This window comes from Streptococcus sp., assembly GCF_019414905.1.
Taxonomy (GTDB): domain Bacteria; phylum Bacillota; class Bacilli; order Lactobacillales; family Streptococcaceae; genus Streptococcus.
This window is the reverse complement of sequence record NZ_DXLC01000230.1, coordinates 1-5,354: the sequence shown is the minus strand read 5'-3', so window position 1 is coordinate 5,354 and position 5,354 is coordinate 1. Positions and strand designations below refer to the sequence as shown.

At 40.3% G+C, this 5,354-nt stretch carries 5 protein-coding genes; all 5 read left to right on the top strand.

Going from position 1 to position 5,354, the window contains the following annotated elements; translation table 11 throughout:
• Positions 1–14: 14 nt before the first annotated feature.
• Positions 15–1,238 carry an FtsW/RodA/SpoVE family cell cycle protein gene (locus tag QZ359_RS07090; protein WP_203175938.1) on the top strand — a complete coding sequence of 408 codons (1,224 nt, stop codon included), beginning with the start codon at positions 15–17 and terminating at the stop codon, positions 1,236–1,238.
• Positions 1,239–1,248: 10 nt separating this feature from the next.
• Complete coding sequence (locus QZ359_RS07085) at positions 1,249–1,803, top strand: DJ-1 family glyoxalase III (protein WP_077804926.1); 555 nt, start codon at positions 1,249–1,251, stop codon at positions 1,801–1,803.
• A gap of 84 nt (positions 1,804–1,887) precedes the next feature.
• A complete protein-coding gene (locus QZ359_RS07080; RefSeq protein WP_293964871.1) occupies positions 1,888–2,451 on the top strand; it encodes an HAD family hydrolase in 564 nt (187 codons plus the stop codon).
• A gap of 14 nt (positions 2,452–2,465) precedes the next feature.
• Positions 2,466–4,412: a DNA topoisomerase (ATP-hydrolyzing) subunit B gene (gene gyrB, locus QZ359_RS07075; protein ID WP_000134040.1), complete on the top strand. Its 1,947-nt coding sequence runs from the start codon at positions 2,466–2,468 to the stop codon at positions 4,410–4,412.
• Positions 4,413–4,493: 81 nt separating this feature from the next.
• The coding region (locus QZ359_RS07070; RefSeq protein ID WP_293964867.1) for a septation ring formation regulator EzrA at positions 4,494–5,354 on the top strand (861 nt) is incomplete at its 3' end.

The following is a 5,354-nucleotide window of genomic DNA, read 5'->3' as shown; positions in this document are numbered from 1 at the left end:
GGAAAGGTGAATATATGAAACGTTCTCTCGACTCTAGAGTCGATTATAGTTTGCTATTGCCAGTATTTTTTCTACTGGTTATTGGCGTGGTGGCTATCTATATAGCTGTTAGTCATGATTATCCAAACAATATTCTGCCCATTTTAGGGCAGCAGGTCGCCTGGATTGCCTTGGGGCTTGTGATTGGTTTTGTGGTCATGCTCTTTAATACAGAATTTCTTTGGAAAGTGACCCCTTTTCTATATATATTAGGTTTGGGACTCATGGTCTTGCCGATCGTCTTTTATAATCCAAGCCTAGTTGCATCAACGGGTGCCAAAAACTGGGTATCAATAAATGGAATTACCCTCTTCCAACCGTCAGAATTTATGAAGATATCCTATATCCTCATGTTGGCTCGTGTGATTGTCCAATTTACAAAGAAACATAAGGAATGGAGACGCACAGTTCCGCTGGACTTTTTATTAATTTTTTGGATGATTGTCTTTACCATTCCAGTCCTAGTTCTTTTGGCACTTCAAAGTGACTTGGGGACGGCTTTGGTTTTTGTAGCCATTTTCTCGGGAATCGTCTTACTATCAGGAGTTTCTTGGAAAATTATTATTCCAGTATTTGTGACTGCTGTAACAGGAGTTGCTGGATTCCTAGCCATTTTTATCAGTAAGGGTGGCCGGGCTTTTCTTCATCAATTAGGAATGCCGACCTACCAAATCAATCGTATCTTGGCTTGGCTCAATCCATTTGACTTTGCCCAAACAACCACTTACCAGCAGGCTCAAGGACAAATCGCCATTGGCAGCGGTGGCTTATTTGGTCAGGGATTTAATGCTTCGAATCTGCTTATTCCAGTTCGTGAGTCGGATATGATTTTCACGGTGATCGCAGAAGATTTTGGCTTTATTGGCTCTGTCCTTGTTATTGCCCTTTACCTCATGCTGATTTACCGTATGTTGAAGATTACTCTTAAATCAAATAACCAGTTCTACACCTATATTTCTACTGGCTTGATTATGATGTTGCTCTTCCACATCTTTGAAAATATCGGCGCTGTGACGGGCTTGCTTCCTTTGACTGGGATTCCCTTGCCTTTTATTTCGCAAGGAGGATCGGCTATTATCAGTAACTTGATTGGTGTTGGCTTGCTTTTATCGATGAGTTATCAAACCAATCTAGCTGAAGAAAAGAGTGGAAAAGTCCGATTCAAGCGGAAAAAGGTTGTATTAAAACGAATCAAATAAGGAGAAAATCATGGTTAAAGTAGCTGTTATGTTAGCTCAGGGCTTTGAAGAAATTGAAGCTTTGACAGTTGTAGATGTCTTGCGTCGTGCAAATATTACTTGTGATATGGTTGGTTTTGAGGAGCAAGTGACGGGTTCGCATGCAATCCAAGTAAGTGCAGATCGTGTCTTTGATGGTGATTTATCAGACTATGACATGATTGTTCTTCCTGGAGGAATGCCTGGTTCTGCACATTTGCGCGATAATCAGGCCTTGATTCAAGAGTTGCAAAACTTCGAGCAAGAAGGGAAGAAACTGGCGGCCATTTGTGCGGCGCCAATTGCCCTCAACCAAGCAGGGCTATTGAAAAATAAGCAGTACACTTGCTATGATGGCGTTCAAGAGCAAATCCTTGATGGTCAATATGTCAAGGAAACAGTAGTGGTAGATGGTCATTTGACAACCAGTCGAGGTCCCTCGACAGCTCTTGCCTTTGCCTATGAGTTGGTGGAGCAACTAGGCGGAGATGCAGAGGGTTTACGAACAGGAATGCTCTATCGAGATGTCTTTTGTAAAAATCAGTAAAACGGGAGTCAAACTCTCGTTTTTTATGTGGAAAACTCAGGGAAATCATCGCTTTTTTCATAAAAAAATGCTATAATAAAGGGTATGAAATATCACGATTATATCTGGGATTTAGGTGGAACTTTACTGGATAATTACGAAACTTCAACAGCTGCATTTGTTGAAACATTGGCACTGTATGGCATCACACAAGATCATGACAGTGTCTATCAGGCTTTAAAGGTTTCTACTGATTTTGCGATTGAGACATTCGCTCCCAACTTAGAGAATTTTTTAGAAAAATACAAGGAAAATGAAGCCAGAGAACTTGAACATCCGATTTTATTTGATGGAGTTTCTGATTTATTGAAAGACATCTCCAATCAAGGTAGGCGTCATTTCTTAGTTTCTCACAGAAATGATCAGGTCTTGGAAATTTTAGAAAAAACCTCTATAGCAGCCTATTTTACAGAAGTAGTGACTTCTAGCTCAGGTTTTAAGAGAAAGCCAAATCCTGAGTCCATGATTTATTTAAGAGAAAAATATCAAATTAGTTCAGGCCTTGTCATTGGTGATCGGCCGATTGATATCGAAGCAGGTCAAGCTGCAGGATTGGATACCTACTTGTTTACCAGTATCGTGAATTTAAGACAAGTATTAGACATGTAAGAAAAAGGAATAAGATGACAGAAGAAATCAAAAATCTGCAGGCACAAGATTATGATGCCAGTCAAATTCAAGTTTTAGAGGGCCTAGAGGCTGTTCGTATGCGTCCAGGGATGTATATCGGATCAACCTCAAAAGAAGGTCTTCACCATCTAGTCTGGGAAATTGTTGATAACTCAATTGATGAGGCCTTGGCAGGATTTGCCAGCCATATTCAAGTCTTTATTGAGCCAGATGATTCGATTACTGTTGTCGATGATGGACGTGGTATCCCCGTCGATATTCAGGAAAAAACAGGTCGACCTGCCGTTGAGACTGTCTTTACAGTCCTTCATGCTGGAGGAAAGTTTGGCGGTGGCGGATACAAGGTTTCAGGTGGTCTTCACGGAGTAGGGTCTTCAGTAGTTAATGCCCTTTCCACTCAATTAGACGTTCATGTCCATAAAAACGGTAAGATTCATTACCAAGAATACCGTCGTGGTCATGTTGTTGCAGACCTTGAGGTGGTTGGAGATACGGATAAAACAGGAACAACTGTTCACTTCACACCGGACCCAGAAATCTTCACTGAAACAACAACCTTTGATTTCGATAAATTAAATAAACGTATTCAAGAGTTGGCCTTTCTAAATCGCGGTCTTCAAATCTCCATCACAGATAAGCGCGAAGGTTTGGAACAAACCAAGCATTACCATTATGAAGGTGGGATTGCTAGTTATGTTGAATATATCAACGAGAACAAGGATGTAATCTTTGATACACCAATCTATACAGACGGTGAGATGGATGATATCACAGTTGAGGTAGCCATGCAGTACACAACTGGTTACCATGAAAATGTCATGAGTTTCGCCAATAATATTCATACCCATGAAGGTGGAACGCATGAACAAGGTTTCCGTACAGCCTTGACACGTGTTATCAATGATTATGCTCGCAAGAATAAATTACTTAAAGACAATGAAGACAACTTAACAGGGGAAGATGTTCGCGAAGGATTAACTGCAGTTATCTCAGTTAAACACCCAAATCCACAGTTTGAAGGACAAACTAAGACCAAACTGGGGAATAGCGAAGTGGTCAAGATTACCAATCGCCTCTTCAGCGATGCCTTTTCTGATTTCCTCATGGAGAATCCTCAAATAGCAAAACGCATTGTAGAAAAAGGAATTCTGGCTGCTAAGGCTCGTGTGGCTGCCAAGCGTGCGCGTGAAGTCACTCGTAAAAAATCTGGTTTGGAAATTTCCAACCTTCCAGGGAAACTAGCAGACTGTTCTTCAAACAATCCTGCGGAAACAGAACTCTTCATCGTCGAAGGAGACTCAGCGGGTGGATCAGCCAAATCTGGTCGTAACCGTGAATTTCAGGCAATTCTTCCAATTCGCGGTAAGATTTTGAACGTTGAAAAGGCAAGTATGGATAAGATTCTAGCTAACGAAGAAATTCGTAGTCTTTTCACAGCGATGGGAACAGGATTTGGAGCGGAATTCGATGTTTCAAAAGCTCGTTACCAAAAACTCGTTTTGATGACCGATGCCGATGTCGATGGAGCCCACATTCGTACCCTTCTTTTAACCTTGATTTATCGTTATATGAAACCAATCCTAGAAGCTGGTTATGTTTATATCGCCCAACCACCAATCTATGGTGTCAAGGTTGGAAGCGAGATTAAAGAATACATCCAGCCAGGTGCAGATCAAGAAATCAAACTCCAAGAGGCCTTGGCCCGCCACAGTGAAGGACGTGCCAAACCAACCATTCAGCGTTATAAAGGTCTGGGTGAAATGGATGACCACCAATTGTGGGAAACAACCATGGATCCTGAACATCGCTTGATGGCCAGAGTTTCTGTGGATGATGCTGCAGAAGCAGATAAAATCTTTGATATGTTGATGGGGGATCGAGTAGAGCCTCGTCGTGAATTTATCGAAGAAAATGCCGTCTATAGTACACTGGATGTCTAAAAAATCGGGAGAAGTAGTTCCCTTGGTCTAAAAAATATGATATAATCATTACGATTGTTTCAAGTAAAAAAGGAGTTTAATATGTCTGGTAGTCTAGTAGTATATCTTATAATTGCAATTGCAATTATATTGCTGATTTCATATGCTATAGCAATTTATGTACGGAAACGCAATGAAAGTAAACTAGCAATTTTAGAAGAGAAAAAAGAAGAACTGTACAATCTTCCAGTAAATGATGAAGTTGAAGCGGTAAAAAATATGCACTTGATTGGACAAAGTCAGGTGACTTTCCGTGAATGGAATCAAAAATGGGTTGACCTATCTCTTAACTCTTTTGCTGATATCGAAAATAATCTTTTTGAGGCAGAAGGTTACAATAACTCATTCCGTTTTTTCAAAGCGAGTCATCAAATTGATCAAATCGAGAGTCAAATTACCTTGATTGAAGAAGATATTGCGGCAATTCGCAACGCCTTGGCAGATTTGGAGAAACAAGAGTCTAAAAATAGTGGACGTGTTCTTCATACCTTGGACTTGTTTGAAGAGTTGCAACACCGAGTTGCTGATCATTCTGAAGAATATGGACAAGGTTTATCTGAAATTGAAAAACAATTGGAAAATATCCAATCAGAGTTTTCTCAGTTTGTAACTTTAAATTCGTCAGGTGACCCAGTAGAAGCTGCTGTGATTTTGGATAATGCTGAAAATCATATTTTGGCTTTAACGCATATTGTTGATCGTATACCAGCAATTGTAGCAACATTATCTAAAGACCTACCTGAACAACTGGAAGATTTAGAAGATGGCTACCGTAAGCTTTTAGATGCTAATTATCATTTTTCTGAGACAGATATTGAAGCGCGTTTCCAACTGCTTTATGAAGCTCTCAAGAAAAATCATGAGAATATTGCGAAACTAGAATTGGATAATGCAGAGTACGAA

Coding starts and splice junctions, on each gene's coding strand:
- QZ359_RS07090 (WP_203175938.1), top strand. CDS start 15: ATGAAACGTTCTCTCGACTCTAGAGTCGATTATAGTTTGCTATTGCCA.
- QZ359_RS07080 (WP_293964871.1), top strand. CDS start 1,888: ATGAAATATCACGATTATATCTGGGATTTAGGTGGAACTTTACTGGAT.
- QZ359_RS07085 (WP_077804926.1), top strand. CDS start 1,249: ATGGTTAAAGTAGCTGTTATGTTAGCTCAGGGCTTTGAAGAAATTGAA.
- gyrB (WP_000134040.1), top strand. CDS start 2,466: ATGACAGAAGAAATCAAAAATCTGCAGGCACAAGATTATGATGCCAGT.